The organism is Rothia sp. 32237D007AR, assembly GCF_053544675.1.
In genome coordinates this window covers 1-3,578 of the sequence record NZ_JBPPUO010000023.1, presented here as the reverse complement: position 1 = coordinate 3,578, position 3,578 = coordinate 1, and the positions used below count along the sequence as shown (strand labels likewise).

At 45.9% G+C, this 3,578-nt stretch carries 3 protein-coding genes and 1 pseudogene; all 4 read left to right on the top strand.

The window, feature by feature from the left end:
• Nucleotides 1-179 precede the first annotated feature (179 nt).
• On the top strand, nucleotides 180-737 hold the full coding sequence (locus ACED87_RS09325) for a hypothetical protein (RefSeq protein ID WP_449090010.1): 558 nt from the start codon (nucleotides 180-182) through the stop codon (nucleotides 735-737).
• Between the two features lie 185 nt (nucleotides 738-922).
• Nucleotides 923-1,273, top strand: coding sequence for a hypothetical protein (locus tag ACED87_RS09320; RefSeq protein WP_449090009.1), 351 nt, complete (start codon nucleotides 923-925; stop codon nucleotides 1,271-1,273).
• A gap of 699 nt (nucleotides 1,274-1,972) precedes the next feature.
• Nucleotides 1,973-2,494, top strand: a complete 522-nt coding sequence (locus ACED87_RS09315) for a hypothetical protein (protein ID WP_449090008.1) — start codon at nucleotides 1,973-1,975, stop codon at nucleotides 2,492-2,494.
• 358 nt (nucleotides 2,495-2,852) lie between these two features.
• Nucleotides 2,853-3,578 (top strand): annotated as a pseudogene (locus tag ACED87_RS09310) (hypothetical protein); the annotation flags it as partial.

The following is a 3,578-nucleotide window of genomic DNA, read 5'->3' as shown; positions in this document are numbered from 1 at the left end:
GTTGTATGGGCGGGTGTTTGCGGTGGTGCGGGGGTTGGTGTTTTTGGCTGCGGGTGGGACTTTTGAATAAGCCTCATTACCTCCAGGGATTACGCAAGGTTGGGATATCAGATTTTGCTGGGGTTCTTGAATCAAATGGTTTCTAATAAGCGAGCTATCTGTAGAAAGATGATATAAAAGTGCCAGCTAACTTTAAGATCAATAAATCTGCGGTTGAGAAACTCACGCGTAATCTCCAGTGTGAATTCGACAAGAACCCAGTCTCCATCCCTATTCAAGGGTATTTAGAAGTATCAGGACAAGACAAAAGTCAGAAGCCTGACTCTGCTCCGACTATCGTTAACAACTACCATGCTCCAGTTGTTACCAACTACGGTAATCGAACGCAGATTGCGTGGGGTTCTCAAAATATTACTCAAACTAGCGAACATCAAGAGAATGTTGCTACTGGATTTGAGGAGTTCGCGCAGGGACTTGAACAAGTTCTCACAGATATCGATACATCACCTATCGCTGAAGAAGAAAAGCAAAAATTCAAGACGATTGCAGAGCAGACCCTTCAAGAAACAGCTCAACCAAATCCAGATGTATCTATCTTGTCAGTAGGTATTGAACGGTTGAAAGGGATTCTTGCCGCTGCAGCGCTCGGTCTGCATCAAGGGGTAACGGCAGAAGCTCAAGACATTGCTCGTTCTGGTCTAGAGGCCCTTAATCAGCTGCCTGGTCTTCTTCCATAAAGTTATATGAGGTAAGAAACAACCCAATGATTTCGCAGGTGGCTACACCGTAAATTGCGCAAAACTAAAATCACCGAATATGACTTGATGGTCGGTCGCGGTCGTGAAATCGTCTTCGACGCCAATGCCGACATTAAAGAACACGAGTCCTACCTGCTGCTCTCGGACGACTTCTTTGAGAAGTCGTGCAAAATAACGCTGTCCCCATCAATACCGCTGCGTGGCGTGACCTGCTTGCAGAGTCCAAGTCACCGATGGCGATGGATATTTATCTTTGGCTTGTTAGCCGCTTACCTCGCCTGCCCCAACCGCTTTACGTGAGCTGGGAGCAGCTGGCGGCGCAGTTCGGGTCACAGGCTCAAGACCTCCAAGAATTTAAGAAGCAGTTTCGTCCTGCGCTAGAAAAGGCGCTGGAACACTACCCCGGCGCGAAAGTCCTTGAAGAAGGCGCAGGGCAGGGTAAGAACCAGGGCTCTAAAGGGCTGGTTCTTTATCGTTCAAAGCCTGCCCTAGTCACAGGAAAATCTGCGCGTTAAAAATCTTCTTTATTTTTCTCTTGTCAAACATGAGCAACACCCGTATGATGTGTTGTAAATCTCATATACAAGTGTTTCGCCTAGAAATGGAGACAAGAAATGATTGACCGACGTAGAGCTCTTCTCGGAATTGGCGCAGCTGGGACGCTGCTTGCATTCGGTGCAACTACACCTGCAACTGCGTTGACTTCCAAGTCTCAGGCACTTATGACTGAAGACCAGTAGCTAGATTTGATTCTCAAGAAACTAGATTCACTTCCTGCCGCTCTTAAGAACGCTGACCCGAAAACCTACCCAAATTATGAGCAAGAGATTGGGCGATACCTTGGAAATACTACTGTTGTAGTTCCTTCTACCATTATCTGCTGATTTGGGGGGTTGCGCGTCCTCAGTTCAACGTCGGTTCTTGTGTTGCTTCCCTTGCAGGGTTTGTCGCTTCTACTGGTATTCCAGTTTCCAAAATTATTGGCTGGATTCGGAGAGCACGAGCTATCTGGGGTGGTTTCCGCGGAATTTGGACAGCTATCCGTAGCGGGGCTGCAATCCGAGAGATTGGCGGAGAAGCAGCCACGGTCCTAGGCGAACTGCTAGGTATCGGTGGTGTCGTCAACAACTGCTTCAACTAAAGGAAGACGAAGCTGGGTGATGGAGGATACTTTCCCCTACCGCCCAGCAGTATTTTAAGAGAAAGCCACTTAAATGCCAGAGACAAACATTTTCAATGAGAACAACAGAGAGTATGTAAGCCTGTCAGATACATACATTGGCCATCTAATGACCGGGGGGCTGACTGCGATCGGGGTCGGCTTTACATACTGGCTTTCTTCGCTTTTCTTTACCGAACTGAGAACAGACTTCCAGAAAACTCTAGTTTTCTTATTCCTTACAGTGATTGTCTCTGAGCTTCTGGTTTCTCTGTTGCAACGTCCACTCGTTGTCAGAGCTCAGCATGCAAGTCCAGGTGGATTTCTCTACGCATTCTATGAAGTGCTCGTGACACCTTGTGTAGCATTTATTCTTGCGTTCATACTTTTTAGAAGTGTATTTGTTGCAAGCGTTTGGTTTGCACTATTCGGGTGCGCAGTAGTTTTTCTCGCCATAATGACAAAACCGTGGCAGAAGGGGCTCTCCAGAGAAGAAATTCGCGGGAACTACGAGGAAACAAGAGAGTTCGTGTGGGAAGAAGCACGGAAAGAATACGCAAAACGGCACCGTAAGTAGAAGACTACAGTCACGTTAAAGTTCCAAACCAAAATCATCCGGAACCTGCTACACATAATGTGGAACTAGACCCAGTACATATCAGAGCTTCTGAACGGCCCTCAAAGAACCTAGACACCACCCCCAAACCCATGTAGTATGAGCCGTGTCACAGGAAGGATGTGAGTTCAGGTTGCCTCGCAAGCTTAAAATCGCCGCATTCACTATAGCTGCCTTGTTTATCCTGTACTGGGTAATCGTACTGACAGGTGTTTTAGGATATCTCTTCGACAAAAGTGGGTAAAAATGTTAAAAAAAATTAAAGATTCTTTCTGTTACAACTTTAGTGATACCTCTTTTATACTCTCCATTCTTTGCCATGGATTCCCAATTAGATGGATCATTAGAAGCGATTTCCAATGTTTCACTAGATGCCACATACCACCCCTTGGAAGGAAACTTACCTGGTGAAACCACAGAGGGGGATTCAGAGAATATTTTTCTTCTCGACTCAGGGGAATTAAAAATTGAAGTCCCTAAGGACTCAGATTCACCAGTATCGATTGAAGACTCCAATTCAAGAACATTGATTACGATGCCGACGGAAGAAGGTGCATCAGACGCCCAGGTTGTCGCTGATTCTGTAGCAGGATTTGAAGGAATAAACTATGACTCCTACACTTCCTTAAAAGAAACTGGGGATCTTCAGTTTTCCACAGCAATAAAAAATATAAATGCCCCGTCTAAATATGAATATAATTTTGTTCTGCCTGAAGGCGAGAAATTTTCAAAAGTAGACAAGTACATCGTTGTCCTGGATTCCAAAGGAGAAATCTCTGCGGTGATTGACGAGCCTTGGGCTAAAGACGCAGCGGGTGAAACTGTTCCTACTTTCTTTGACATAAGGGATAACAAGTTAGTGCAACATGTCGATCACAAATCAGGAGAGTACGCCTACCCAATTATTGCAGATCCGGTTTATTCTCGTGGAATAATTAGTCAAGTCGTAACTGAACAATGGACGGCTAAGAGGCTTATTCAAAAGTCCCACCCGCAGCCAAAAACACCAACCCCCGCACCACCGCAAACACCCGCCCATACAACC